Below are 501 nucleotides of genomic sequence, written 5' to 3' on the forward strand. Positions count from 1 at the left end.
TCTGGTGAATGTGAGCGTATCGGTAGACGAACCGACCGTTTGCGGCACGCCGGACGACCCGGCGAGCGCGAGCATCGCGGTCACCGACGTAAACGAAGCGCCGACGGTAGCGCTGTCGAATGTGAGCCAGGGTCTGTCAGAAGACACAGACACGACAAGCAGCGTGAAGGTGGCGGACATCACCGTGAGCGACGATGCGCTGGGCACGAATGAGCTGACGCTGAGCGGAGCGGATGCAGACAAGTTCGAGATAGTCGACAACAACGGCAGCTACGAGCTGCACCTGAAAGCGGGTGAGACGTTGGATCACGAAACCAACGGCCAGCTGGATGTGAGCGTATCGGTAGACGATGCGACGGTTGGCGGCACGCCGGACGACACGGCGAGCGCGAGCATCGCGGTCACCGACGTAAACGAAGCGCCGACGGTAGCGCTGTCGAATGTGAGCCAGGGTCTGTCAGAAGACACAGACACGACAAGCAGCGTGAAGGTGGCGGACAT

General features: G+C 61.3%; 1 protein-coding gene. It reads left to right on the top strand.

Annotation, left to right across the window (positions count from 1 at the left end; all coding sequences use genetic code 11):
• On the top strand, positions 1-501 hold a 501-nt coding region (locus AKJ31_RS23320; RefSeq protein ID WP_211263074.1), incomplete at both ends, for a hypothetical protein.

Origin of the sequence: Vibrio hepatarius (assembly GCF_001274785.1) — a bacterium.
GTDB lineage: Bacteria > Pseudomonadota > Gammaproteobacteria > Enterobacterales > Vibrionaceae > Vibrio > Vibrio hepatarius.